The sequence below is a fragment of the Opitutus terrae PB90-1 genome, assembly GCF_000019965.1.
Lineage (GTDB): Bacteria > Verrucomicrobiota > Verrucomicrobiia > Opitutales > Opitutaceae > Opitutus > Opitutus terrae.
This window is the reverse complement of record NC_010571.1, coordinates 4041233-4067623: the sequence shown is the minus strand read 5'-3', so window position 1 is coordinate 4067623 and position 26391 is coordinate 4041233. Positions and strand designations below refer to the sequence as shown.

Here is a 26391-nt window from a genome sequence, read left to right as displayed (position 1 = left end):
GGAAGCGCGGGCGTCACGCCCGCTTTTGCCTCGAGCACGGTGCGCGGCCCGCGAATCACGTAAATCTGCGCGAATACGGCCCTGTTCCCCGCGGGAGCACGGCCGCCCTCGGCCGCTCCGTGATGCGCGTTCAACGGCTTCTCCGGTGCATCTCGGTAGGTGCGGCCCAAGAAAACCCGAATGGCGGAACCAAAAGGTTTCGCGCCCGGCGCGTTTGACCGTTGCGCGTGAATGGTTAGCGTTCCGCATGACCCCGACCCGCACGCTTCTCGTGCTGCTCGCCGCGTTTGTCGCCCCCTCGCTTTTCGCCGCGGACGCAGCAGCCATCTGGAAAAAACAATGCGCCGAGTGCCACGGCAAAGACGGACGCGGCGACACGAAGATCGGCCGGAAACGCTACATCAGTGATCTCACCAACCCCGAGCTGCAGGCCAAATTTTCCGATGAGCAGGCAGCCCATTCGATCAAGTTCGGACTCAAGGACGCCAAGGGAAATGTGATCATGGAGCCGGCGCGCCGGGTTTCGGACCAAGAGGTCGAAGCGCTGGTCGCATATGTTCGCACGTTGAAGAAGTGAGTAGAGGCTATCCGAAAACCGGTGGTGGGTAGGACAAGCCTCCTCGCCAAACCGCCGCTCACCACATCACGGGTATTATCTCGTGGCGTGACCTGATTTCCTTGGCGGTTGTGGGAGCCGTGATCCAAACTCGGCCCATCATGAGCCTCCCTTCCCGGGCCGAAGCCCAGCAGCTGCTCGAGCAACATGTCCGCGACGAGTATCAGCGGCATCACGCGTTGATGGTCGCCACTGCGATGGAGGGCTACGCGCCGCAGTTTCAGGGCGATCGCGAGCTGTGGTTCATCACCGGGCTCCTGCACGACATCGATTTCGAAGAGCATCCCGACACGCACCCGGCCGAATCGCTGCGCTGGTTCGCCGAATGGGGCTATCCCGAGGAGCTGATTCATGCGGTCGAGGCGCACGCGTATGGTTACCACGGGTTCACCACCCTGCCCCAGACGAAGCTCGCCGCCGCGCTCCTCGCGTGTGACGAAATCAGCGGAATCTTCTACGCCTACCGGAAACTAAATCCGGTGCCGTATGGCCAGATGAAGGCCAGCTCGATCAAGAAGAAGATCAAGGAGCCGGCCTTCGCCGCGAAGGTGGACCGCAGCACGATCCACAATGGCTGCCAGCATCTCGGCGTGAACCTGGACGATCACGTGGCGAACCTGATTCGATTTTTCGCCGTCCTGAATTGATCGCGTGACCGGGAGTACGCCAGGCACTCTCGAGCCATGGTTCATCGGCGGCGCGGAGATTCCGCCGCCCGGGGGAGTCGATCGAACTTCGCGGCGCTGTCGGAGTATTTGGAGCGAAGACAAGGGCGTGAGCGCCCTACCTGGCGCTCGGCGATGGTTCAGCGCAGCGCGAGAATAGATACACGCCCGTGGCTCGGACCATCGGCCCGAGCAGCGTGGGCTCGAGTCGCTGAATCCGGACTTGCAGCAGTTGGCTGTTCACCGGCTCGAGCACGAGCAGGTAGTCATCGGCGCCCGCGTGCGCGGCACGCATCCGCAACGTGACGACGCGTCCTAACGACGAGCGACCCTCGCCGGCGTTCCAGCGTGACCGCCAGCTCAACGTGCCATCCGCTTCGTAAGCTTCGACCGCGAGCACGCCGGCGGTGTGCGTAAGCCGCACCTCACTCGTTTCCTCGCGGCGCTGGCTCGCCAGCCGGGGGTCGAACTCGAGCCGCAGGAGCGCGTGGAGAGACACCTGCGACGTGAACAGCGTCGGATCGCCCGACACGACGGTGCCTTCGTCGGCATAGACGCCCGAAAGCTCAATCGGCGCCGCGCGCAGGGCGCAGCCCAGAGTGACGGCGGCGAGCAGAAGCAGAAATCGCCGGCCGTGGTTCAATGCGAAGGACGCACGCATGCGACAGAGCGGGCTGTGCTGGGGTTGGTGGACGTCGAAACCCGGCAGGATCGCCCGAATCCGGCCGGGCACCGACGTGGGCAGATTCAGCCAAACGTGTCCCCGAGGCGACCCAATTTTCACGCCATCGGGGCGTGATCGTGAGTTGCACCAGTCCGGAGCACGCGATGACTCCAATGCCAGGTATCCGGGTTTTCCCACTGGCCGACGTTTAGCCGCACTTCGATCACGTCGTTCACCTCCGCCTGCTGGAAATCCGTGCGCAGGATCCCATATCCCCAATGCGGCGCGCGGTTCGGATCGGTGGGATCCGTCGTGAGCATCAGATCGTTCACGTGCGTGCGGAAGAAAACCACAAAGGCATCCAGCCGGCCCGCGTACTGCACGCGGCGCGAGAAGACGATGCTGTGCGGCAGCTGCGTCAGATCCACCGTCTCCAGGTCCACCGTGAGCAAGGGGGATGGTTCGCCGAGAAAGTGATCCACCAGTTCGCGGTCGGTGCTCACCAGATGGTAATACGACGGATCGGCCGGTCGCTCTCCGGCGAGCGTCGCGTAATCGTAGCCGTGCACGTTGAGTTCCCAGATGAACGGTACCTGCCGGCGACCGTTCAGCTGCATCGGCTCGAAGAAAAGTTCGAACCGGCTGGGCAGGATGCGGCCGCCCGGTCGCAGCAGCCGATCGCGCAGATCCACGATGTTCTTCAGCATGCCTTCGTCGAACAGGCTGTCGCCCATCTGCTCGTGCAGGATCACGTCGACTCGCTGCTCCGTCTGAAACGCGCTGCTGTGTGTGGCGACGAATTCGACGTTTGCGATCCCATTGGCGGCCGCGAGGGCGCGTGCGTGGCGCAGGATCGGCGAGTGATCGATGGCATACACGTGCCCCGCGCCGGCACGGGAGGCCATCGCGGCGAGAATACCCGTGCCGGTGCCGAGATCGATGACGCGGTCGCCAGGCCCGATTTGCCGTGCGATCGCCGTTTGGTAAAACGCCATTCGCGGCTGATCCGCGAGCATCCGCTCCTGCTCGTGAAACCGCGCGTAGAGTTGTTCGTTGTGCTCCCGGTATGCCAGATCTTCTCCGTCCCGCGCCGGGAAAATCCACGCCGCGAGCCGGGGGCGCACCTGCACCCACGCGCCCACGGCACGCAGCCACCGCCGGAGGGCGGAAAACAGCCACGCGCTCAGATGCTGCAGGCGACGAAAGATCATAAGCGGGCGCGCGGGCTGGACGTCATGCTCCGCAGACTGCGCACGCGCCGGCGCGAGTGCAATGGGAACAATGCCGCGCGCGGTGGAACGTCCGGCTGCAACTGCCGAGTCGCGTCGCCGCTGCGTCCGTTACCACGAGGTCCGCACGGCAAAGCCATGCGGCCCAGGAGAGCGCGTTACGAGCAACGCGCTCCACCTTTCGCCGGCGTTCACTGGCGCTGCCGCCGGGCCAGCAGCCGGACCTGACGGTCGCGCTACGGCACTACGATTTCGAGGGCTTCGTAGCCCTTGGCCTTCACGGTCACCTTGTCCATCGAGGCGAGTTCGGGGATGACCCAGGTCTCGCCCGCCGCGAGCTTGTGCTCGGGCAGCGGTTTCGACTTCGGGCGGTTGTGCACCACGACGCTGTAGAGGATCTCGGCCTTGGCCTTGATCGTCTCCTTTCCCTCGTTCTTCAGCGTGAGCGTGTATTGCGGGCCTTCGGCGCCAGCTCCCTTGTCGAACGAAACGGTGAGCGGAAGTTTGTTGGTCGGCTCTTCCTTGGCAGGCTTGGGCGACTTCTCAGCGGCCTGCATCGCGGGGACCTGCGCCAACGTCAGGACAAACACGCAGCTCACGGCGAGCAGCGCGGTGCGGAATCCAGCAAGACGGGAAACGTTTGAGGTGATCATGGGGAAAGTGGCGATACGCTAATGAACCCTCGTGGCACTGCAAGCAGCCAACCGCAGTCCTCCCCCCAGGCAGCGCCGCCTGAGCCGCTCACCCGTCGCGCGAACTCCGACGATACTGCGGCAGCGCGGGATCAAGCACGACCCACGGCAGCCGGTCTTCGAGCCAGATCACCCGTTCGGGAGCGAACGGCGTGGGATCGTCGAGCGATGCGATCGTCACGTCGATCGCGGGCGGCTCGGACGACTCCTCGAAAACCAGCGGCGTGCCGCAGCACGCGGCGAAGCTGCGGAATCGGTTCGCATGCGCCACCCGGCGCACCTCGCCCTGCGTGATTCGAAAGTCTCCCCGATACACCGTGCCCCACGTGACGAACGGCGCGCCGGCGGCCCGGCGGCAGTCGACGCAATGACAATCGCCCACGTCGAAGGGCACGGCCGTGAGTTCGTAGCGCGTTCCTCCGCACAGGCAGCCACCCGTCAATCGCGTGCTCATGCCGCATTGAACGCAGCCCTTTCGGTTCGCCAAACCCGCCGGGGTGTTTTTCGTCGCCGTGCCGCTTTCCGCAGGCTCGCGTCCCAACCGGTTCCCACTAGTCTGGTCGGGTGCGGCCTCCGCCCACGGCTCCTTTCGCTCGCATGAACTCACGCATCTCCGACCTCACCCTCGCCGTTTTCCTGGATCTCGAGAACATCGCCCACGGCGCCCGGGACGCGCACTTCCCGCCGCTCGACATCAGCAAGGTGCTCGAACGGCTGCTGCTCAAGGGCAACATCGTGGTGAAAAAAGCCTACTGTGACTTCGACCGGTTCAAGGAGCTCAAGCGCGATCTCCACGAAGCCGCGTTCGAGCTCATCGAAATTCCGCACGTGCGACAGTCCGGGAAGAACTCGGCGGACATCCGGATGGTCGTCGACGCGCTCGATCTTTGCTACACCAACCAGCACGTCGATGCCTTCGCGATCATCAGCGGCGACTCGGATTTCTCGCCGCTGGTCAGCAAGCTCCGCGAAAACGCCAAGACGGTGATCGGCCTGGGCGTGAAGAACTCGACCTCAGACCTGTTCATCGCGAACTGCGACGAGTTCATCTACTACGACGACCTGGTTCGCGCGCAGCCCGCCAAGCCCGCTCGCTCGCGCCATGCGGCGAGCCCGAAGCCCCGCGCCGCCGAAAAGCCGGCGGAGCCGGATCCGATGGACGCCATCGAGCTGCTCGTCGCCACCGTCGGCGCGTTGACCGAGGAGCGCGGCGAGGACGAACCGATCTGGGCCTCGATGGTCAAGCAGGCCATCAAGCGACGAAATCCTGGGTTCAACGAACGCGCGCACGGATTCAAGTCCTTCACGGCGCTGCTGCACGACGCGGAAAAACGGCGGCTGGTGCAGCTCGAGGAAAAATCCGGCAACTGCCAGGTGCGGCTCGCCGAATAAGCCGTTGCAGAGGTAGGGCGGGCATTCCGCTGCCCGCCGGAAGATCGTTTGTCATTCACGGCGCTCACGGAGTGAGCGCCCTACCCGTCAAAGGCCTGACGCTCACTATGCGGGAAACTCGTCGGCGACGATCTTCCGCACGCGCCCGAGCCATTCCTCGCGCACGGCCGGCGTGCTGGCAATCACCACGCGGAAGGTCTCGCGATGGACGCGGGTGACGCCGCAGAGGTCGAACACGCATTTCTTCCAAAGCAGTTCGAGCGGATCGCCGAACACCGCGTCCTCGCGCTCCTTCGGCGTGTTGGCGGTGTTGAAGACCACGGCGGCTTTCGCCTTCAGCAATCCCACCGGCACGCCTTCGCCATTGTCGCCTTCGATGAAGTTATACGCTTGGCCGGCGCGCAGCACGCGGTCGATCCAGCCCTTCAGGATCGCGGGCGGCTGGCCCCACCAATTCGGGTGCACGATGATGATGCCGTCGGCCGCGGCGATTTCCGCGCAGTGCGCGGCGATCAACGCCGGTAGCTTCGCGTCCTGCGCGAACTCCGCCGCGGGCAAGATCGGGTCGAACCGTTCCGCGTAGAGATCGTGCAGCACGACAGTGTGCCCGAGCCGGCGCAATTCGGTCGCTGCTGTCGTGGCGATCGCGTGATTGAAGCTGGCGGGATTCGGGTGCGCCAGAATGAGCGAGAGGTTCATGACCAGTCCGCAGTTGAAGAGGAGGCGGAGTCATCGAAATAGCGTAAGCTCCGCTCCGATAGCAATCGCCGTTCTTGGGGCCGGGCCGCGTTGGTCCGCAGCGCCGCAATCCGGCGCAAACGACCTCGACAGCAAAGCTAATTTCTTGCGCCAGCGTGGAACTGATCGCCTCTCCGCGCGGACAGGAAGGTCGAACCGCCTCGCGGTTCCCTCGCACGACTGCGTTCCAGTCGCCGAGGCCAACTGGTCATCAAGTGATCTCAACCCCCAACGGCCGCGCGCTCCGCGGTCGTTTCCCGCCATGCGACACCCCCGACTCCCCCTGCTCACGTTGGCGCTGCTCACGCTGACGTTCCTGTTCCGTGCCTCGGCGCACGCGCAATCTGACATCCCTGTTTACGACGATGCTCTCGGTTCCGGCTGGCAAAACTGGAGCTGGGCAACCGTGAATCTCTCGAGCACCACGCTCGTTCACGGCGGTTCGACTGCGATCGCCGTCGATGCGAGCCCATGGTCCGCGCTGAGTCTGCGCCACGACCCGCTCGACACCACCGGCTACGGCAAGCTGACGTTCTGGATCAACGGCGGGCCCACGGGCGGGCAGACGCTGCGCGTCTCGGCCACGCTCAACGACGCCGGCCAGCCGGCGGTCGTGATTGGCCCGCTGGCGGTCAACACCTGGCAGCTCATCGAAATCCCGCTCGTCTCGCTGGGCGCCGACGATCGGACCGACTTTACCGGCTTCTGGATTCAGGAAGGCACCGGCAACACCGCACCCACGTTCTACGTCGACGACATCGTGCTGAAAGGCAGCGTGCCCACGGTGCCGCCCCCACCGCTCGTCGGCATGGCACTCTACGAAGACGCGTTCGTCAACGGCTGGCAGAACTGGAGCTGGGCCAACGTCAACGCCGCCGCGACGAATCCAGTGAATTCCGGCGCCAGTTCGATCGCGGTCACCTCGGACCCATTCACCGCGGTTTACTTTCACCACACCGCGATGCCGACGGACAGCTACGACAGCCTCACCTTCTGGATTCACGGCGGCAGTGAGGGCGGACAGGTCATCAAGGTTTCGGCACTCTTGAGTGATACGGCCCAGCCGGGCATCACGCTGCCGCCGCTGACGGCGAACACGTGGCAGAAGATCACGCTCTCGCTGGCCGATCTTGGCGTCGCCGAGCGGCCCGACCTCACGGGCATCTGGTTCCAGGAAAACGCCGGCGTCGCGCAGCCGACCTACTATCTCGACGACGTGCGGCTGAATCTTGCTCCGCCGCCCGCGGTGGTGCACGCGACCGTCGACGCGCGACACATCCTGCAAAAAGTCGATCCTCGGCTCTTCGGCCTGAACACCGCGATCTGGGACGGCGCCTTCGACACGGCCACCACGGCCGAACTGCTCGTCGAGGCCGACAACCAGGCGCTCCGTTTCCCCGGCGGCTCGATTTCCGATATTTATCACTGGGAAACCAACACCAACGACGGTGAGACGTGGCAGTGGGCGACCAGCTTCGACGAGTTCGCCCATATCGCCACGCTCACGAAAGCGCAGGTTTACATCACGGTGAATTACGGCACCGGCACGCCGGAAGAGGCCGCCGCGTGGGTGCGGTATGCGAACCGGACGAAGGACTACGACTTCAAGTATTGGGAAGTCGGGAATGAGAACTACGGCACGTGGGAAGCCGATCGCAACGATCGGCCGCACGATCCCGTGACCTACGCCCACCGCTTCAAGGACTACTACCGGCAGATGAAGACGGTGGATCGCACGATCAAGGTCGGCGCCGTCATCACCGCGACGGAGGACACCGAGGTGAACTATCCCGATCTCTCCGTGACCAACCCGCGTACCGGCGCTGCGCACAGCGGGTGGACTCCCGTGTTGCTCGCGACGTTGAAGCAACTTGGCGTGATCCCGGACTTCGTCGTTTACCATCGCTACGAGCAGGCGCCCGGCGGTGAGAACGATGCCTTCCTGCTCACGTCTGCCCGCACCTGGCCCGACGATGCGGCGCGGATTCGGCAGATCCTGAACGACTATCTCGGACGCGATGCGCGGCGCGTCGAAATCAACTGCACGGAGAACAACTCCGTCTACAGCAATCCCGGCAAACAGACGACCAGCTTGGTGAACGGACTCTTCCTCGCGGACAGTTTCGGCAACATCATGAAGACGGAATTCCGCGCTTTCTTCTGGTGGGATCTGCGCAACGGCCAGGAAGCCGGCAACAACAACAGCGCATCGCTCTACGGCTGGCGCCGCTACGGCGACTACGGAGTCGTGACCGCCGCGGATCCCGCGGGCCCGGCCGATCGCTACCCGACCTACTACGTCTACAAGCTGCTGCAGCACTTTGCCCGCGGTGGCGAATCCGTGGTCGAGGCTACGAGCGACTACAACGGGCTCGGCCTCTACGCCGTCCGCGAGCACAACCGCGCCCTGCGCTTGCTCATCATCAACAAGCACCCGACGGAGACGCTGAACGCGAGCATCGCGATCGACGGCTTCAAGGTCGATCCGCAGGCGAAGGCTTACAGCTATGGCATCCCGCAGGATGAAGCGGCCCGCACCGGCACCGGCTCGGCGGATGTCGCGGAAACAAACCTCACGCTCGCCGGCAACACGTTCACCTTCTCGCCCGCGCCGTACTCGGTCACCGTGATCCAACTCGACAAAGGCAATCGCGGTCACCATGGCGACCACGACCACGACCACGACGACGATGACGATGGCGACGATGGCGGCGATTGATCGTCGGTTAGGATAGTCGATCGCGCCTTCCCATCAGGCACGGCGGCGCGATCTCCCACAGGTAGGGCGTTCATTCCGTGAGCGCCGTGAAGGTTGTGCGCCTTTCCGGCAGGCAGCGGAATGCCCGCCCTACCGATCCGCCGCTGTTGTCGACCGGGTCGCCGCCTCGCCACGCTTCGGCGCGTCTGCGCAGCGCGGCCCGGCAGCCGCATCACGAACCGTCGTCGCGCGTCGCGGTCGAGACTGCGATGTCCGATCCGCAACGTGACGTTTACCTGCTGGGCGCCGGCTTCGCCCGGGCGATCTCGCCCACCATGCCGTTGCTCCAAGGACTCGCCGATCGCGTGCTGCAGGTCTTGGGAGAGTCGCGCGTGGCGCTGCCGCCGGAAATGGAGCCGATGATGACGGACAACTTTGCGCACGCTCTTTCCTACCTCGAGCAGGCCAAGCCTTGGGTCACGGAGTCCGACAACCTCCGGCATCGGGCGTTGTTTCTCGAGGTTTCCATCGCCATCGCGCGCGTGCTCGACGACACGGTGGCCGACGCACATCACGCATTGCGCACGGAGCCGCCGGAGTGGCTCACGCGTCTGATCCGACACTGGCACCAGCACGCGTGCCCGGTGATCACGTTGAACTACGACACGCTCATCGAGCACGCTGCCGCGGGCATCGCCGTCGACGATAGCGAGCGGCTGTCGGCGCATCAGCTTTACCCGCTCGTGCTCACGGACGCGGGCCTGCGCTCGAGTGGCGCCACACCGGTCCACCGCATCGAGACCTTCCGGCTTCTGAAGCTGCACGGCTCCACCAACTGGTATTATTCGGGCCGGCCTTCCGCCCACGGTGAGCCGATCTACTTTGTGCCGCCGCTGGGTCGTCAGGCGAGCGAGGCCGAGCGCCACCAGCATCAACTGCGGCGCATGGCCGTTGCCGACAAATATCCCTTCCTGGTGCCGCCTGTTTACGACAAAAGTCCCCTCCTCACCCATGAGACGATCCGCGCGTTGTGGTTCGAGGCCGGCGAAGCGCTCCGGCATCACGGCCGGCTCGTCTGCCTGGGCTACTCGCTGCCGGCCAGCGATCTCACGATGATGCATTTCCTGCGGACGACGTGCCGGAGCGACGCTCACGTGCTGGTGGTCAACCAGAGTCCCGACGCTGCCGAGAACCTGCGTCGGTTGTTTCGCAACAGCCGGGTCACCGTGGAATCCGGCCCGTCGGGCGACAACTGCATCAGGGCGTTTGTCGGCTCGCTTGCCGGCGCATAAGCGGGCCGACGCCATGTCTTTGGTGGTGCGCCGGTTCCAGGCGATCGTCCGGCGCGCTGCACGTTGACGCAATTTCACGGACAATCGCCAGCTCCCCGTCGAAAAGCGGGCTCAACCGGCGGCAGTCTCCGTTCACCTTTGTCATACGCCGGTAGCCTACGCCGCGACGGAAGTCGTTCGATGGCACAGCCTACGAGCTGGGCCTACGTCGATCAGTACAGCTTGTCGCCAAATTGTAACACCGGTAATGCACGCGCGGCTTGCATGCCGGTGCCCGACCCATACGGTGTTGGCGTCAGGGTGTTCTTTGAGCGATCACGATAGCGTGAATTGACGTTACTCCAGCATCCATTCTGCACGCTTTCGACTTTGCGGGTGTAATCCCGCAAACTCCGTCGCCCTTCGGGTCGCAAGACTCGGGTCGGTGCGGAGGGATCAGCCAACGCCGAATCCACATGGAGGAGGCTGAAGCCGTTCTGAACGGCAATGAAAGGACGATACCGTTATGGATACCGCCCTGATCGTCTCCTGGCTGGCGACCGCGATGCTCTTTGTCATCGCCTCGGTCGACTACCGGGTGACCAATAAGTAAGAAAACAACGCCGCCTCGGGAGGGACGCCTCCCGGGGCGGTTTTTTTGTGCATGTAGCCGGGCTCGGTGAGCCCGGGTTGGGACAACCTCCCCGTAATGGAGCCGCGACGCCCTCGTCGCGGCCGCCCGACAGACGCTCAACGAGAGCGTCGCACCTCCAAGAACATCGCCCTTTACGGCAGCCAGGGGAACTTGCGCGCGTCGGCTTTGCGCTTTTCGCGCTGCGCCGAGTGAAACTCCTTCGCCTCCTCGCTCATGTAGTAGAGCAGCGTCGCGTTCCCGGCGAGTTCCTGAATCCCCGCCTGCCCATCGAGCTCGGCGTTGAACCCGCTCTTGAGCAACCGGATCGCCAGCGGACTTTTCTGCAGAATTTCCTGCGCCCAACGCACGCCCTCCGCTTCGAGTTCGGCGACCGGCACGACGGTGTTCACCAGTCCCATCTGCAGCGCCTGCTGCGCGTTGTATTGCCGGCACAAAAACCAGATCTCGCGCGCCTTCTTCTGTCCCACCAGCCGGGCCAGATAACTCGACCCAAAGCCGCCATCGAAGCTCCCCATCTTGGGCCCCACCTGGCCGAAGATGGCATTATCGGCCGCGATCGTCAGGTCGCACACCACGTGCAGCACATGACCGCCGCCGATCGCGTAACCCGCCACGAGCGCGATCACGGCCTTCGGCATCGACCGGATCAACTTCTGTAGATCGAGCACGTTGAGCCGCGGCACGCCGTCCTCCCCGATGTAACCCGCGTGCCCCCGCACACTCTGATCGCCGCCGGCGCAGAATGCGTACTTGCCGTCCGTGTGCGGACCGGCGCCGGTGAGCAACACGACGCCAATCGTCGGATCCTCGCGCGCATCGGCGAACGCGTCGTGCATCTCCGCGACGGTCAGCGGCCGGAACGCGTTGCGTTTCTCCGGCCGGTTGATCGTCACTTTGGCCATGCCATCGGCCTTGTGGTAGAGAATGTCCTTGTAGGTCTTGGCGCTCTTCCAGTCCGGATTCATGGGCGTAACCGTTGGCTTGATCGGGCTGGTTGTCCACCGGGCGTTTGGCCCGGGTTCAAGCTGATTCCGTTCTTGCCGTGGAAAAAACTGCTTGGAGCCCCGGCGTGACTGGGAGAAAGTGACTGCTCGCATGAGCCACCCCTCCCCCGCCACGCCCGGCACGGGCGCCCGGATCGCGCTAGGCATTGGTGCGTTGGGGGTCGTGTTTGGCGACATCGGCACGAGTCCGCTCTATACGATGCGCGAATGCCTCCACGCGCTTCCAGACGCTGAGCCCTCCGTCGTCGTGCTGGGCGTGTTGTCGCTGATCGTGTGGTCGCTGATCTTCATCGTCAGCATCAAATACACGCTCTTCGTACTGCGCGCCGACAACCGCGGGGAAGGCGGGATTTTCACGCTGCTAGCGCTCGGCAAGCTCGATCCCGGTCCGCGGCACCGACTCACCGCCGGCGCGCTGCTGGTGCTCGCCGGCGCCGCCATGCTGTGCGGCGAAGCGGTCATCACTCCGGCGATCACGGTGTTGGGCGCCGTCGAGGGCGTGAAGGTGGTTTGGCCCGGCGTCGCCCATACGGTGGTGCCGATCTCCTGCCTCATCCTCGCGGTGCTATTCGGGCTTCAGTTTCGCGGCACTAAGTTCATCGGTTCGATCTTCGGCCCGGTCATGCTGTTCTGGTTCGTGACGCTCGGCGCCTTCGGGCTGTGGCGGGTGATCGAAACGCCCATGGTGCTGCAGGCCCTGAATCCGCTGCTCGGGCTGCGGCTGCTCTTCAGCCATCCGCCGATCGAGGTGGTGATTCTCCTCGGCTCCGTCGTGCTGGCGTTCACCGGCGTGGAGGCGCTTTACGCCGACATGGGTCACTTCGGTCGACGGGTGATCGTCACGGCGTGGTATGGCGTCGTTCTGCCGGGACTGACGCTGAACTACTTCGGTCAGGGCGCGTATTTCCTGTCCGGCCGCAGTTCGGCGGAGAACCCCTTCCTCGCAATCGCACCGGAGGGGCCGCTGCGCTACGGGCTGCTCGCCCTCTCCGTGCTGGCCGCGATCATCGCCAGCCAGGCGCTGATTTCCGGGGCGTACTCGCTCGTGCGTCAGGCGATCCAACTCGGATTTTTCCCGCGGCTTACGGTGCGCCACACCAATGCCGTGCAGCAGGGGCAGATCTACCTGCCGCTGGTCAACAGCCTCCTCGCGATTGGTTCGATCGCGACCGTCCTGGAATTCCGTTCCAGCTCCGCGCTGGCCGCGGCCTACGGCATCGCGGTCACTGGCACGATGATCATCACCACCATCGCGCTGTTTTTTGTGATGACGCGTGCGTGGTATTGGTCGACGGTGCGCGCCGCGAGCATTTGCGCGGCCTTTCTGGTCGTTGATGTCACCTTCTTCAGCGCCAACCTGCACAAGTTCTTCGACGGCGGCTGGCTCCCGCTCGGCATCGCCACCGGCGTGCTGGCGGTGATGGTCACGTGGAAGATGGGCAAGTTCGAGATCTTCCGCCGCGTGTATGCGAACGAGATCACCGAGGCCGAGTTGAAGAACATCGCCTCAAGCAAACACGTGCAGCGCGTGCGCGGCACCGGCGTGTTCATGGCCGGCAATCCCACGGGCACACCGCTCGTGCTGCTGCACCATGTGAAGGCCACCAAGGTGCTGCACGAAACGGTCGTCCTGCTCAGCATCATCACGCAGGACGTGCCGTTCGTGCCCGATGACGAGCGGCTGGATGTCCGCGAAATCGGTGAAGGCGTGTGGCGCGCGCTCGCCCGCTACGGCTACATGGAATCGCCCGATGTTTCCACGCTGATCATCGACATCCGCGAGCGCGGCGTGCCGCTGAAACCGTCGGAGGCAACCTACTATTTCAACCGCGAGATGATCATCACGGGTGGCGAGGCCCGGATGTGGGAGTGGCAGAAACGTTTCTACGGATTCCTGAGCCGCAACGCGCGGCAGGCGCGCGACTACTACCGGCTGCCGCCGATGCAAATCATCGAGGTCGGCCTGCCGATCCAGTTGTAGTAACGCTCGCCTGGCCGGGTTCGTGGAACTCGATGGCCATAGTCAAGAGGCACGGATTGGCCCCCTTGATCGCTTCGAATTTACCCTCGGGCCTAAACCGACGGTGCGTGCGCCGGTCGCCGACAGGCGCATCGCGAGCGCTCGAACGCCAGACTATCCGCGTTCCTGTGGCCGGTTCACCATACGCAGGGCGTGGTTTCTCCCGATCCGCGCGCGATCTCTGATCGGAACCGCGGTGGGCGGGCTCGGTCGGTGCTCGCGCCGGCAAAACCCCTCCGCCCCTACCATGAAAAGCAGCTCACAAGACAAGATCGAAGGCACCGCGAAACAGGTCAAAGGCCGCGTCAAAGCGACTGCAGGTGAAGCGACCGCGGACCGTAATCTGCGCGCGGAAGGCCGCGGCGACGAAGCCGAAGGCAAGGTGCAGAAAAAGGTCGGCGACATCAAAAAAGTGTTCGGCAAGTGAGGTCGTAGCGGCCCTTCGCAGGGCTGCCACGCGTTCGCAACGGTCCGCCACGTCCGCGGCGCACCGGCCCTGGCGGGCTAGGTCAGCGACTTGGCCTGCAGCTTGGCCGCGCGCACACCTTGCTCAGCTCTGCATCAGCATGTACTCGACGGAATCCCGCAGCGCTTCCCAGCTGGCGTCGATGATGTTGTCGCTGACTCCCACGGTGCCCCAAATCTTTTTGCCGTTGCCGCTTTCGATCAGCACCCGCGTGCGCGAGCCGGCGCCTTGATTGCTCTCGAGAATCCGGACCTTGTAATCGCGCAACGACATCGTCTGGAGCTGCGGGTAGGCTTTCGCGAGCGCGAGCCGCAGCGCCTTGTCGAGCGCGCCGACCGGACCACTCGCCTCGGCCACAGTGTGCATCGCTTCGCCGTTCACCGTCAGCTTCACGGTCGCTTCTGACCAGATCTGGTTGTTGTGTCGCTCGATGATGACGCGGTAGTTCTCGACGTCGAAAAACGTTTTCTGCTGGCCGAGCCATTTCGCGATCAGCAGCCGGAACGACGCATCCGCCGCCTCGTATTCGTAGCCGCGAAACTCGCGCTCCTTTAGCTCGTCGATCAGCCCTTTCATCGCCGGGAGCCGTTCATCGAGCTCGATGCCCAGCTCGCGTGCCTTAAGCGTCAGGCTGGTGCGGCCGGCCATGTCCGACACGAGCACGCGCGTGCGATTGCCCACGAGCGCCGGGTCGATGTGCTCGTAGCTGCGCGCGACTTTTTGCGCGGCGTTGGCATGCAGACCGCCCTTGTGCGCGAAGGCTGACTGACCGACGAATGGCGCCTTCGGATTCGGCCGGAGATTCGCCAGCTCGTCGAAGAACAGCGACAGGTCGCGCAGCTCCTTCAGGTTTTTCGCGCAGTTCGCGGTCCGGCCCATTTTCAGGAACAGATTCGGCAGGAGCGTCACGAGGTTCGCGTTGCCGACCCGTTCGCCGTAGCCGTTCATCGTGCCTTGAACCAGCGACGCCCCCGCGTCGACGCCGGCGAGCGTCACCGCGACGCCGAGCCCGCTGTCGTTGTGGCAGTGCACGCCCACCTTGTCGCGGCCGAAGCGGGCCACCGCGGCCGCGGCGATTTTATGCACTTCCGGCACGAGTTTGCCGCCGTTCGTTTCACAGAGCGTGAGATTGCTCGCCCCGCCACGCGCCGCCGCTTCAAGCGTGCGCAAGGCGTAGTCGGAATTGTCGAGATAACCGTCGAAAAAGTGTTCGGCGTCGTAGATCACCTCACGGCCCTGGGCGACGAGGTAGCGGACGCTGTCTTCGATCATCGCCAGGTTTTCCTCCGGCGTGGTGCGCAGGATCTCGTGCACGTGCATGAGCCACGTTTTGCCGACGATCGTCAGCACGGGCATCTCGCTCTCGATCAGCGTGCGCAGCTGGGCGTCTTCCTCGGGCTTTACGCCCGCGCGCCGGGTGGCGCCGAAGGCCGCGAGCTTCGCGTGCGTGAGCTTCAGCTTTTTCGCCTCCGCGAAGAACGAGATGTCGCGGGGATTGGATCCCGGGAATCCGCCTTCGATGTAGTCGACGCCGAACTGGTCCAGCTTCTGCGCAATCAAGAGCTTGTCGGTGACGGAGAAGCTGATGCCTTCGCCCTGCGTGCCATCACGCAGGGTGGTGTCGTAGATCTTCAAGCTCGTGCTCATGCGGAGCCGCAAGGATTGGGGTCCGCCACGGTTGCTGGCAAGGGAGCTTTTCGGCATGACAGCGGTGGGCGCTGCGCGTCGTCCGTCGTGGCACGGGCGCCCCGCCCGTGGTCTGCCGGCGCCCTACCGTGACGTGGGCACCGCGTTCACCTGTGCTTGGTTCAACGGTGCCGCACGCTGCACCGATCGCCTCAACCTACAGTTGTCTTCACCCTCAGGTTGGCTCTTCTCGTTGGCATGAGTTCACCCCATTCTCCCCACTCGGTTACCCGCCGCCGTTTTGTCCGCGATCTCACGCTGGCGTCCGGCGGATTCGTCCTGGCCAGCTCCTACCTCGGTTCGCGCGCCTGGGCAGCCGTCCCGGGCGCGAACGATCGGATTCGCGTGGGGCTCGTGGGATTTTCCGATCGCGCGCGCGACACGCTGATCCCCGCGTTCCAGCAGCACGCGGCGGAGTTGAACGCCGAGATCGTCGCGGTCTCCGACATCTGGAACCGGCGTCGCGACGAGGCGGTGGCGTTTTTCCAGCAGCGATGGCAGCAGACGATTACGCCGTACCGCAACAACGAGGAAATGTATGCCGCCGCGAAGCTGGACGCGGTGATCATCAGCACGGCGGACTTCCAGCATGCGCTGCACGCGGTCGAGGCCGTGCAGGCCGGCTGCGACGCGTATGTCGAAAAGCCGCTCGCGGAGACGATGGAGGACGCGCGCACGGTGTTGAAGGCCGTGCGGAACAGCGACCGGATCGTGCAGATCGGCTCGCAGCGCCGGAGCGGCCGGAACTATCACGCGGCCCACGACTACCTGCGTTCAGGCCGGTTCGGCGACATCGTGGCCGTCGAGATGAGTTGGAACGTGAATCAGCCCGGCCGGTGGCGCCGGCCGCAGCTCGTCGCCGCGATCAAGGAGTCGGATACCGACTGGCGACGCTTTTTGCTCAACCGCCCGTTCGAGCCGTGGGACGCGAGAAAGTATCTCGAATACCGGCTGTTCTGGCCCTACTCGTCCGGGATTCCCGGCCAGTGGATGTGCCATCAGATCGACACGGTGCACTGGTTCACCGGCCTACCGCATCCGCGGAGCGTGTCGGCGAATGGCGGCATCTACCAGTGGAAGGACGGCCGCACGAACTTCGACACGCTCACGGCCGTGTTCGACTACGGTCCGCTCGACGATCGGACGAAGGGATTCCAGGTCGTCTACAGCTCGCGCTTCTCAAACTCCGCCGGCGGCACAAAGGAGATTTACTACTCCAATGGTGGCGAACTGAATCTCGACACCAACGAAGTCAGTCCGCGCGGCGGATTGCAGGCACCCGAAGCGGCGGCGATGGGCCTGCAGCCGAATCTCGTCGAGGCGTTCACGCTGCCGAGCGAAGGCGCGGTGCAGACGACCGCGAACACCGGCGTGGACGCGATGACGAGCGCGCACATGCGGAACTGGATGGAATGCCTGCGCTCGCGGCAGCAGCCGAATGGTCCGATCGAGGCGGGCTACCAGCACTCGATCGCGACGATCATGGCCAACGCCGCCGCGCGCACGGGCGAGCGAGTCACGTTCGACGACGCGACCCAGAACGTGCTCGCCGGCGGCAAGATCTTCCACCTGTAGCCGCGCCACTCTCCTGCCTACGCGAACACCTGCGTGGAGCGCGCCTTCAGCCAGGTGGAGCCGCGACGCCCTCGTCGCGTATTTCTTGCGGCAATGCTGGAGCCGCGACGCCTTCGTCGCGGCCTCTCCGTGGCCCGCTGCATGAGCAGCGGGAGTTTTCGTAGCCGTCTTGGCCCGCGTCGACGCGTGCGTGGGAGCGCGGGCGTCCTCGCCCGCTCCGTTGCCTTCGCGTAGGGCCGGCGCTCGCCGCCGGCCGTGGTCGCGCCCGCCGTCCCGGCGGGCTGGCTTTCTCTCAGCTCTCAACGCTCAACTCTCAACTCTCGGCTGTTCGTTCTGCGTCTCGAAATTCCCGTTGACGCCGCCCGCGCCGGCCCTTTGCTGTGCCCTTCCTGCTCGTGGCTCGGTAGCTCAGTTGGTAGAGCAGAGGACTGAAAATCCTTGTGTCCCCGGTTCGATTCCGGGCTGAGCCACCACTTTAACCCGCTGTTCCTCATGGAGCAGCGGGTTTTGTGTTTGAGTTCAGTGTTTCGAGGGTTTGCGGCCTTGTTCTCTTCTTGACGAAAGTCCAGGGATTCGCGGCGAAGCAGCCAGATACCGGAGAATTGAACGCCGAGCAGCTGGCTCGACCGGTTCACAATCGACATCCAGCACGCTAAACGTGACCGTTCCCTTGCGCTCGATCGCTCTTGTTGAACGAACTGAAGCTTGGTGCAGTTTCTGAACTGAGTGGCGCCAGAGGTCCGGAGCAACTCGGATCGAGCCGATGTGCGCGCCGCCAGATGTATTAGGTGTCAAGGCGCTGATCGTCGGCCTGCCGATGGATACATTTCGGGTCTGGACCTTGATGGATAGCCACTTCAGCATAGCGGCATGAGCCTACCTGACGTATCCGGCTTTTGGACTGGAGAGATTTTCGGGACGAACCACGGCGGCTTAATCCTGGACATCAAACAGACCGGCGCGCGAATCACAGGCACCGCGAAGATGCACGAGCCTGCGCTCGGCCAATACGAATACACGATCGAGGGTCAGGTAACCGACAATCTTGCTTTCAAGCTCACTCCCGGAAGGCGCACTGGTGGCCTTAATCTCGGGATGGTGCAAGCAGTCTGCCAGCTCTTGCCCGACGGCAGCATCACTGGCCGCTGGAAGTCCGACATCGGCACCGAAGGAGCTTTCAACGCGAAACGCTTCGATCCGGGTGCCATTAACACAGAGCTCCCCAAAGCAAACTCCGTGTTCCTCGTGCACGGCCACGACGAAGGTGCGAAACACGCCGTCGCTAGATTCCTTGAACAGCTTGGGATCACACCAGTTATCCTGCAGGAGCAGGTAAACCGAGGAATGACTGTTATCGAGAAGTTCGAGGAGTTCGCCTCGCGCGCGGGTTTCGCAGTAGTGCTCATGACCCCCGACGACATCGGCTATGCGGCAAACCATGAAGGCGATAAAAAACCGAGACCCAGACAGAATGTTATCCTGGAGCTAGGGTATTTTGCAGCGAAGCTCGGGCGGCGACGAACACTGGTCATTACCAAGGGGGAGCTCGAAATGCCGTCAGATGTGTTTGGGCTTTTGTACGAGCCGATGGACAGTAGTCACGGGTGGAAAATGGTACTCGCCCAAGAGCTAAAATCCGCCGGTTTCACCATAGACCTGAATCGGGCGCTCAACTAGGCACCTCGGGGTGCATGAGGTGTAAGAAGATTCTGGGTTGCTATGCACGTTGTCGCATAAGGGAGCCAAGTCCTCCGCGCTCCGCGCGGCCTTTTCAGCATTCCTCTGTTCGCTTGCCATGTCTGGGGCGGCGGAGGGCGCATCTCCGCGTCACTCGAAGCGAAGCGTAACGATGTCGCCGGTTTTCAGCGTGAGCTCAACCCTCTCGCCGGGAATGCTCCGCGACGGGCTCCCCCCTTCGACGTGGACCGTTCTCCACGGCTGGCCGCATTTGATCACCAGCGCCTGGTCGACGTCCGAACGAATTCGAGCCATGACTTGTCCCGGGCTCCATTCCAAGTGCTCGATCTCCGCGCGAGAACGTGCCAGCAGGCGCTGAATGGATCCGGCGCGCAGACCCGGAGGAAGAGCGGGCAGCAGTTCGATGACGCCCGTGGTCGAGAAAACCAGGGACTCGTTAACCGTGGCGACCAGCCCGATGGACGCGTCGGTGCAATAGGTGTCGGACTTTCGGTTGGTGTTATGATCCGTCACCAACGACGTGTAATAAATGTCGCTCGCGAGCAGTTGCAGGAGACACGACTGAACGTCCGGGGCGTTGCCCAGGCGCACCGAGATGAGTGCGCGATGGATCCAGCCATGGCCCGTGGTGTTGTCGCGCGTGTTGAGGCGATCACGGTTGGCGACCGCTTGGAGGGCGGCGGCGCGGATTTTCGGATCGAGCCCTGCTTCATACCCCGGCCAGGCGAGGTAGAGATGACTGCTGTGCCGGTGGTTGTTGTTTTCCACGTAGTCTTGCGTGGCCCACTCGCGCAACGCGCCGCCGCCGCCGGATTCAGTGAGTTCACCGGGCTGGCCGTCGTATTCGTACGCGGGAAGGCTGTCGCGGAGCTTGGTCCATCGCGAAATGGCGGCCGCACTTTCGGGGCGATTGACGGCCCGTTCCACGGCGATCGTCATATCGAGCCCATCACGCGCGGCGGAAATATCCATGGTGGCGTTGACCGTGAGCGTGCTCCGGTAGCCGCGGGGCGAGTTTTCGGGCGAATACGTGGGGATGAGGAGGAACCGCTCACCCGCCTCCAGCGCGCGTTTGCCAGGCTGGTGCTGGCGTCGTCCGGCGGCATCGACGAAGTATTCGGGATTGCAGAACTGTTCCCAGAAATTCGCCTGCTTGGTGAGGAGCGGCAGCAGGATGTCTTTTTCCAAGTCGAGCCACCCTCGTGCGGCCAGCGCCTGGGCCTCCGCTTCGGAGAGTCCGCCGTCCGCGACGCCGAGCGCCTGGCGAATCCGCATCAGGTCGACGCGGTCGCTGAGGGGAATGCGCTGATTTCCGCGGCATTGCCAGTACTCGAAGATCGGCAGCAGCATCCAACTGGCGCCCGCGTTCCAGTATTGGAAGGGATAGTCGATGTCGGTCTCGACCATCATGGCGCGATCGCCGTCGGTATTAACCGGGACCTGCAGCGCGTCGTGCATTCCGTAGACGTCGGCGGCGTTCTTGCGCCAGTCGTCCACCTGTCGGAGGACGAAATTGATGTAGCCGACGGGCGCGGAGGAAAGATTGCCCGTGTTCATCGGGGCGACCTGCAGATTGACGTTGGCATCCATGGTGTAGATGCCGCGCCATCCCGGATTCCACTCGCCCGTCCACAGTCCGCACAGCCGCGGCGTGGCCGCCCCGGAGCAGCAAATCTCCACGTAGCGGCCCATGCGGTAGGCGCGTTCGAGAAACGCGAGGTTGAGCGTCGCGTTCTGCTGCTTCTGCTTCGCGTGAAGCGCTTCGTTGGCCAGCGCGCGATCGCTCGCGTCGGCGCGCAGATCCAGCTTTACCCGGGAATATTCCGCTCCGTGCAACTCCACATGTGCGGCCAGGGCCGCAGCGTAGTCGAACGTATCGCCGCGCTGGTACTTTTTCGCCACGGCTTCGGTCGCGCTGGCGAGTCGGTTCACGAGTGCGTATTCCGATGCCGCTTGAAACGCGGAGAGCGGGCCCATCGCCGTGTCGCGATCGCTCTTGGTGATGAGATAAACGGCGTCAGCGTCCGAGATGCGCAGGGCTGGGTTGGGCTCGCCGCCGACGTTCTGAGCCTCTCTTTCTCCAGGCACCGTGACTCTCTCGACACGGCCGCCGACCGCGACCACGCGGGTCAGACCCGCATAACCGGCATCCTTGAGCTCGCTGCCATCGTACGACGGATAGTGCGCCACCAGCGCAAGGTAGGAACCGTCGTCGGCGACGCTCTTCTTATACTGAAGCCGCGCTTCATCGCGTTTCCCAAATTTCGGTAATGAAGCCAGATCGTCGATCGACAGCGTGAGGTTGAGCTTGGCGCCTTTCGACGACTGCCGCAGTTCGGTCACGATCACGCCGTCCGATCGTGACGCGAAGGTCCGGCGTTCCCAATCGCCCTCCGAATCCGAGTAAGCGACGCCGATCTCGGCAGTGGCGAGGTTGGTCCAGCGGCGGTAGCTGCGCGTCGCGCGTTCCTGTTGGCCGATGCGGAGAAGATGGGCAGGGTGAAAACAATAGAAGAAGGTTCGTTTCCGGCTGTTCAGTTTCCAGCTGTCGTCGTTTCTGAAAACGTGATCGAGCGTCGGAGCCAGTTCCGCGCGCAGGAAGTCCGGGTTCTCCCGTGGATCAGCCGACGGAAGCGCGAAAAACATGTTCTGGAAGATGAATGTGTCCGCGTAAGGAGACCCGGAGCTGACGACGCCGTCGATGCCATTCCCGGTCACCATCCCTTCCCTCCAGTTCCGGTTATCACCTGGTTCCTGATACGACTCGGAGAAGACCACATCGGCGGTACCAGGCGACGGTGCCGCCGCCATCGCCGTGCTGCCCAGGAGAGCGGCTACAACGGAGCACAAAATGCTGGATGATTTCATGGGGATGAAGTGTCGGAGTTGGATCAGCTTCGCTTTCGTGGCGTCCATGGCTGCCCGGCGACCACGGGCACGATATGACCGTTGGCGTCGAATTTCACAGGAAGAATGCCCGGACGTTTTTGAATCGGCGCTTGCGGGTCGTTGCCGAACATCGTGCTCCACCAGCGTCCTTCGTGGTCCTGAAAGAACGTGTTGTGACCGGCGTGCGGCACCGACACGTAGCGAGCGGAATACGGCCCGCGCAAGGTCGTCGACTCCGCCGTCATGCAATGGTAGCGCTCGTAGTACCGCTCGGCGCCGGAGAGGTAGTAGCGTCCGTTCCGTTTGAAAAGGAACACGCCCTCGTAGCCGACATGGTCGAACTGATCCATTCGGCAGGGACGCGCAGGATGGTGATGCTCGATGTCGGTGTCGGCCGGCGTGCAGCGCAGGCGGACAGGATCCTCGGCGAGCGCGCTCAAGTCATCCTTGAGCCGAGCCAGGTATCCGCTGCCGAAAACGAAATAGACGGCGCCATCGTCCTCGACGAAAAGCGAAGCATCGATGCCCGAGGTGAGCGGCGCATCCGGCGTATGGGCGCTCACGTAGGGCCCTTCCGGGCGGCCGGTGGTGCTGCGCAGAATGCCGGTGCCAAGTCCGGTGATGCTGTAGGTGATGAAGAACGTGCCGCGCAGGTGGTGAATCTCCGGCGCCCAGACGGCGCGGCGGCGCACGCCATTCTTCACGGTCCATTCCTTCTGCCAGGTGCCATCCCGTTCAAAAGTCCACACGAGCCCGAGATACTCCCAGTTTTTCAGGTCGGGCGAACGCCAGAGCGGAATCCCCTCGTTCGCCGTCATGAAATCCGGACCGATCGTACCGGTCATGTAATAGTTGCCGTCCGCGCCGCGAGTCACGGCGGTGTCCCGCAATCCCACTTCGATCAAAGGCTCGACGGGAGGAATCGGTGGCTCACCAACATTCGAATACTCCCAGACGGACTTCGTGCTGTACGGTTTGCCGGGCGTGGTGAGCGCCGGTTCGCCCGCCTCAGCCGCCACGGACATGGCGGCGGGGAGCGTGATCAGCATCGGCACGAGCGCGAGCCGAAGTTGGCAAACAAAAAGACGGGGCGTGGGGCGTCGGAGAGACATCAGCGCGGGGGATAGTGACTCACTGCTACCAATCTTGGACCGCTGCCACCGTTCTGCCGCTCGCATCGTCGAGCACGACCTCACCGCCGCATCCCGACAGAAGTCGACCCTACGACGCGCGGCGACAGGTCGCGCCGTCTCTCCACTCGCCCGGAAGAAGCACCTCGTGCGGCGCGGCCGGAATCCCGGTCTCGCTCCGATGCATCAACCCGACGAGCATTTCCGTCGCGAGCGAGCCCATGAGATCCGGGTCCGAATGCACTCCGGCCCAGCCACGGTCCAGGTGATCGTTCACCAGCGTCGCCACCGAGACGTCACGCGGGACCTGCTTCCCCATCCCATCGAGCCACTGGAGCACGGGCTCCGCCTGGGTGGCCAGGATGGCCTCGGGGCGGCAGCCCCGATACCATTGTTCAAACGCGGCCGGGGACGGCTGAGCGGCTTCATGCCAAAGGCACGGCAGTCGATCGCGGGGGGCCATCGACATCTGTTTCCGCGCGAACGCGCCCAGCCAGCGGTCGCCGACGCCGGGGCTGTCGTCAGGTTCGGAAAACACCAGGCCAATGCGCCGATATCCCAAAGCCAGCAACCGATCGACCGCGAGCGAGCAGCTGGCAAAATGATCCTCGGTGACACGGTGCAGCTGCGGCCGGTGCAGCGTGCGACCGAGCGCGACGCACGAGAAGCGATCCCACAGCAGTTCCATTTCGTGCAAGCCGGGCGGCAGGCGGCCCAAGAGCACGCCATGGATCGCGCGGTTCTGAAGAATATCGCAGAAGCGCTCCACTTTCATGCCGGGCTCGGCGAGCCAGAAATGATCGAGTCGATAGCCCAGCTTCGCCGCTCGAGCCTCGGCGCCCGGGAAGTAGTCGGGACGATCAATGTGCGGCGGTCGCCATCCCCATCGCGTCGGGTAACAGGTCACATAGGCGATCGCGGCCGCCTTGAGCGGCGTGCCCGAGCGGCGACTTTTCATCAGAGCGGCAACGAGCGGGTTGATCCGGTAACCCATTTTTCGGGCGAGGTCTTGGATCTTGCGGCGTTGCGGCAGCGAGATTCTGGAACTGTCCCGCAGCGCCATGGCCACGGTGGACCGATGAACTCCCGCGGCGCGGGCCACATCTTGAAGCGTTGTTTCTTGTGACATTGGACGTTCCCCGGACTCGGGCGATGCGGACCGCAGTGCCGATGCCGACCGTACCCGAGACTCCGACGAACGCTAGCCGCAAACGCTGAGTGGGAGAATCGCCAGACTCGTGCCCCGGCGTGGCGTGCTGTGCTGCGGGGAATCCTTGGTCGCTGCGTGGCAAGACATCGGCTGAAGGCTCGCTCACGAAGGCTTCTTCCGTTCCAGTTTTCGCACCACATGAAGCTCCCGCTCTCGATCCTCCTCGGGATCCTGCTCACCGCGCCGGTACTGTGCGCCGCGACGGCGCCGCTGACGCCGGACATCCCGCAAAAGTTCACCACGCCGACCGATCTCTGCGACTACGAAAAGCGCGAGGTGATGATCCCGATGCGCGACGGCGTGAAGCTGTTCACCGTCATCGTCGTCCCGCGCGGCGCGCAACACGCCCCCATCCTCCTCAAGCGCACGCCCTACAACGCCACCAAGCGGACGTCGCGCGCCGAATCACCCTCGATGCTCGCGATCCTGCCCGAGGGCGAGGATGTGTTCGTCGAGGGCGGCTACATCTGCGTCTGGCAGGACGTGCGCGGCAAATACGGCTCCGAGGGCGACTACGTCATGACCCGCCCGGCGCGCGGTCCACTCAACGACAGCGGGATCGATCACACCACCGACGCCTGGGACACCATCGACTGGCTGGTGAAAAACGTCCCGGAGTCGAACGGCAGCGTCGGCATGATCGGCTCGTCTTACGAGGGATTCACCACCGCCATGGCGCTGCTCGATCCGCATCCGGCGCTGAAGGTCGCCGCACCCCAAAGCCCCATGGTCGATGGATGGATGGGCGACGATTGGTTTCACTACGGCGCGTTCCGGCAGGCGACGATCGACTATTACACCTTTGCCACCGCCGAGAAAAAGGCCGGCCCCGGCATCCTCCGGCGCGGCTACGACGACTATGAGAACTTCCTCGCGGCCGGTTCCGCCGGCGACTTCGGCCGCGCTGCCGGACTCGAGCAGCTCCCGTGGTGGCGCAAGCTCACCGAGCATCCCGCCTACGATGCGTTCTGGCAGGAACAGGCGGTCGACCGGCTACTGGCGAAAAAGCCGCTTACCGTTCCGACGATGTGGCTGCAGGGGCTGTGGGACCAAGAGGATATGTGGGGCACGGTGCACACCTATCCCGTCGTCGAACAGAAGGACACGGCCAACGACAAGAACTTCCTCGTCCTCGGTCCGTGGCGACACAGCCAGGTCAACGGCAACGGCTCCAAGCTCGGGCCACTGGCCTTCGACGGCGACACGGCGCGCGAGTTTCGCCGCGATATCCTGCGGCCGTTCTTCGATCAGTATCTGAAGCCCGGCGCGGCCAAAGCCGACACGCCGCCGGTGCTGATCTACAACACCGGCGAGAAGCGCTGGCAGCGGTTCCAGTCGTGGCCGGCGGATCGCGATCCGCACTGGAGCGTCGAGACCCGCCCGCTCTACCTGGCGCCACGATTCCACCTCGACTTCGCTGCGCCCGCGGGCTCGGCCTCATCCACCGACGCCGCTTACGATGAGTACGTCTCCGATCCCGCGAAGCCGGTCCCCTACCTCCCGCGGCCGATCCGATTCGCAGATCAGCCGCGGTGGCAACGCTGGCTGGTGGAGGATCAACGTCCCTTCTCCGACCGTCCCGACGTGCTCACCTATGTGACCGAGCCGCTGCACGAACCGCTGCAGATCGGCGGTGCTCCGCTCGTTCACCTCGTCGCGTCCACCAGCGGCACGGACAGCGATTGGGTCGTGAAACTCATCGACGTGTTTCCGCCGGAATACCCGGTTCAACCGGAGCTCGGCGGCTACCAACTCGGGATTGCCATGGATATCTTCCGCGGCCGCTACCGGGATAGCTTCGAGCATCCGCAGCCGCTCGCGCCGAATCAGCCGCTCGCGTATGAATTCGCGCTGCCGCACGCGAATCACACGTTCCTGCCGGGTCATCGGATCATGGTGCAGATCCAGTCCAGCTGGTTTCCACTCTACGATCGGAATCCGCAGAGCTACGTGGAGAACCTCTTCTTCGCGAAACCGGGCGACTACGTGAAAGCCACGCAGCGGATCTATCACACGTCCGCGCACGCCAGCCGGATCGACTTGCCTGTACTCCGACGCCGCTGATGGCGTGGCACGGGCGTCTCGCCCGTGAT

The 26391-nt window shown here is 64.0% G+C and carries 20 protein-coding genes and 1 tRNA gene; 11 read left to right on the top strand and 10 right to left on the bottom strand.

Going from position 1 to position 26391, the window contains the following annotated elements; translation table 11 throughout:
- The first annotated feature begins 271 nt into the window (after positions 1-271).
- On the top strand, positions 272-577 hold the full coding sequence (locus tag OTER_RS24295; protein WP_237702370.1) for a c-type cytochrome: 306 nt from the start codon (positions 272-274) through the stop codon (positions 575-577).
- Positions 578-717: 140 nt separating this feature from the next.
- Positions 718-1263 carry an HD domain-containing protein gene (locus tag OTER_RS15820; RefSeq protein WP_012375934.1) on the top strand — a complete coding sequence of 182 codons (546 nt, stop codon included), beginning with the start codon at positions 718-720 and terminating at the stop codon, positions 1261-1263.
- A 136-nt stretch (positions 1264-1399) separates the two neighbouring features.
- On the opposite strand, the gene OTER_RS15815 is transcribed toward OTER_RS15820, so the two are convergent.
- The 4 genes from OTER_RS15815 to OTER_RS15800 form a co-directional block, all read right to left on the bottom strand.
- Positions 1400-1942, bottom strand: coding sequence for a hypothetical protein (locus tag OTER_RS15815; RefSeq protein ID WP_012375933.1), 543 nt, complete (start codon positions 1940-1942; stop codon positions 1400-1402).
- Positions 1943-2061: 119 nt separating this feature from the next.
- A complete protein-coding gene (locus OTER_RS15810) occupies positions 2062-3156 on the bottom strand; it encodes a methyltransferase domain-containing protein (RefSeq protein WP_012375932.1) in 1095 nt (364 codons plus the stop codon).
- 254 nt (positions 3157-3410) lie between these two features.
- On the bottom strand, positions 3411-3827 hold the full coding sequence (locus tag OTER_RS15805) for a hypothetical protein (RefSeq protein ID WP_012375931.1): 417 nt from the start codon (positions 3825-3827) through the stop codon (positions 3411-3413).
- An 88-nt stretch (positions 3828-3915) separates the two neighbouring features.
- The gene (locus OTER_RS15800; protein WP_012375930.1) at positions 3916-4320 is read right to left on the bottom strand and encodes a GFA family protein; all 405 of its coding nucleotides are present in this window, start codon (positions 4318-4320) and stop codon (positions 3916-3918) included.
- Between the two features lie 143 nt (positions 4321-4463).
- On the opposite strand from OTER_RS15800, the gene OTER_RS15795 reads away from it, so the two are divergent.
- Entirely contained in the window at positions 4464-5258 is a 795-nt protein-coding gene (locus OTER_RS15795; RefSeq protein ID WP_012375929.1) for an NYN domain-containing protein, read from the top strand.
- A gap of 105 nt (positions 5259-5363) precedes the next feature.
- Here OTER_RS15795 and OTER_RS15790 read toward each other — a convergent pair whose 3' ends face one another.
- On the bottom strand, positions 5364-5957 hold the full coding sequence (locus tag OTER_RS15790) for an NAD(P)H-dependent oxidoreductase (RefSeq protein WP_012375928.1): 594 nt from the start codon (positions 5955-5957) through the stop codon (positions 5364-5366).
- A gap of 301 nt (positions 5958-6258) precedes the next feature.
- On the opposite strand from OTER_RS15790, the gene OTER_RS15785 reads away from it, so the two are divergent.
- The gene (locus OTER_RS15785; RefSeq protein ID WP_012375927.1) at positions 6259-8715 is read left to right on the top strand and encodes an alpha-L-arabinofuranosidase; all 2457 of its coding nucleotides are present in this window, start codon (positions 6259-6261) and stop codon (positions 8713-8715) included.
- 248 nt (positions 8716-8963) lie between these two features.
- Positions 8964-9986, top strand: coding sequence for an SIR2 family protein (locus OTER_RS15780; RefSeq protein ID WP_012375926.1), 1023 nt, complete (start codon positions 8964-8966; stop codon positions 9984-9986).
- 765 nt (positions 9987-10751) lie between these two features.
- On the opposite strand, the gene menB is transcribed toward OTER_RS15780, so the two are convergent.
- Positions 10752-11585 (bottom strand): 1,4-dihydroxy-2-naphthoyl-CoA synthase, encoded by an 834-nt coding sequence (gene menB, locus OTER_RS15775; RefSeq protein WP_012375925.1) that lies wholly within the window; start codon positions 11583-11585, stop codon positions 10752-10754.
- Positions 11586-11715: 130 nt separating this feature from the next.
- Between menB and OTER_RS15770 the strand changes: the two genes are divergently transcribed.
- Positions 11716-13605 carry a potassium transporter Kup gene (locus OTER_RS15770; protein WP_012375924.1) on the top strand — a complete coding sequence of 630 codons (1890 nt, stop codon included), beginning with the start codon at positions 11716-11718 and terminating at the stop codon, positions 13603-13605.
- Between the two features lie 286 nt (positions 13606-13891).
- Positions 13892-14071 (top strand): CsbD family protein, encoded by a 180-nt coding sequence (locus OTER_RS26685; RefSeq protein ID WP_012375923.1) that lies wholly within the window; start codon positions 13892-13894, stop codon positions 14069-14071.
- A 123-nt stretch (positions 14072-14194) separates the two neighbouring features.
- Here the strand turns inward: OTER_RS26685 and cimA are convergent, their stop codons facing one another.
- A complete protein-coding gene (cimA, locus tag OTER_RS15760) occupies positions 14195-15757 on the bottom strand; it encodes a citramalate synthase (RefSeq protein WP_012375922.1) in 1563 nt (520 codons plus the stop codon).
- A gap of 237 nt (positions 15758-15994) precedes the next feature.
- Between cimA and OTER_RS15755 the strand changes: the two genes are divergently transcribed.
- The 3 genes from OTER_RS15755 to OTER_RS24290 all read left to right on the top strand — a co-directional run bounded on the left by OTER_RS15755 (position 15995) and on the right by OTER_RS24290 (position 19048).
- Positions 15995-17371, top strand: coding sequence for a Gfo/Idh/MocA family protein (locus tag OTER_RS15755; protein ID WP_012375921.1), 1377 nt, complete (start codon positions 15995-15997; stop codon positions 17369-17371).
- A gap of 397 nt (positions 17372-17768) precedes the next feature.
- A tRNA-Phe gene (locus tag OTER_RS15750) sits at positions 17769-17844 on the top strand.
- 397 nt (positions 17845-18241) lie between these two features.
- Positions 18242-19048, top strand: coding sequence for a TIR domain-containing protein (locus tag OTER_RS24290; RefSeq protein WP_012375920.1), 807 nt, complete (start codon positions 18242-18244; stop codon positions 19046-19048).
- 150 nt (positions 19049-19198) lie between these two features.
- On the opposite strand, the gene OTER_RS15740 is transcribed toward OTER_RS24290, so the two are convergent.
- The 3 genes from OTER_RS15740 to OTER_RS15730 form a co-directional block, all read right to left on the bottom strand.
- Positions 19199-21937: a glycosyl hydrolase family 95 catalytic domain-containing protein gene (locus tag OTER_RS15740; protein ID WP_158305455.1), complete on the bottom strand. Its 2739-nt coding sequence runs from the start codon at positions 21935-21937 to the stop codon at positions 19199-19201.
- A gap of 23 nt (positions 21938-21960) precedes the next feature.
- Positions 21961-23070, bottom strand: coding sequence for a family 43 glycosylhydrolase (locus tag OTER_RS15735; protein ID WP_158305454.1), 1110 nt, complete (start codon positions 23068-23070; stop codon positions 21961-21963).
- A gap of 109 nt (positions 23071-23179) precedes the next feature.
- Positions 23180-24217, bottom strand: coding sequence for a LacI family DNA-binding transcriptional regulator (locus OTER_RS15730; protein WP_083767754.1), 1038 nt, complete (start codon positions 24215-24217; stop codon positions 23180-23182).
- Positions 24218-24436: 219 nt separating this feature from the next.
- Between OTER_RS15730 and OTER_RS15725 the strand changes: the two genes are divergently transcribed.
- Positions 24437-26362 carry a CocE/NonD family hydrolase gene (locus OTER_RS15725; RefSeq protein ID WP_012375916.1) on the top strand — a complete coding sequence of 642 codons (1926 nt, stop codon included), beginning with the start codon at positions 24437-24439 and terminating at the stop codon, positions 26360-26362.
- Positions 26363-26391 lie beyond the last annotated feature (29 nt).